The sequence below is a fragment of the Shewanella sp. 125m-1 genome (assembly GCF_052977065.1).
The window spans coordinates 1-519 of record NZ_JBRILT010000105.1 but is presented as its reverse complement, the minus strand read 5'-3'; the positions used below and the strand labels follow the sequence as shown (position 1 = coordinate 519).

2 tRNA genes are annotated in these 519 nt (G+C 48.2%); both read right to left on the bottom strand.

Annotation, left to right across the window (positions count from 1 at the left end):
• Nucleotides 1–231 precede the first annotated feature (231 nt).
• Nucleotides 232–323, bottom strand: a tRNA-Ser gene (locus ACVBIK_RS20705).
• 8 nt (nucleotides 324–331) lie between these two features.
• A tRNA-Arg gene (locus tag ACVBIK_RS20700) sits at nucleotides 332–408 on the bottom strand.
• Between the last annotated feature and the right edge of the window lie 111 nt (nucleotides 409–519).

The window sequence follows — 519 nt, the reverse complement described above, 5'->3', positions numbered from 1 at the left end:
TACTGAGAGTTCAGAGCGAGTGACAAAATTGTGTTCTAGGGATTGGGCAAGTGTGACCAGTTAATTTTCCAGTTTGGAATAAAGCTTGGCTATGTTCAACAAGCACGATACCAATTCGCTATAAATTGATGCTGAATGCTGAATGCTGAATGCTGAATGCTGAATGCTGAAAAGGGTAAATTACAGACACAAAAAAACCGCACTTAGTGCGGTTTTTTTGTTTTTAATGAATGGCGGAGAAGGAGGGATTCGAACCCTCGATGGGAGTTAAAGCCCATACTCCCTTAGCAGGGGAGCGCCTTCGGCCACTCGGCCACCTCTCCGCAAAACATGGTGCGCGTGGGAGGATTCGAACCTCCGACCGCCTGGTTCGTAGCCAGGTACTCTATCCAGCTGAGCTACACGCGCAAAATCGGTACGACTTGTATCTAATTTGTTTTATATGGTGCGGATGGGAGGATTCGAACCTCCGACCGCCTGGTTCGTAGCCAGGTACTCTATCCAGCTGAGCTACATCCG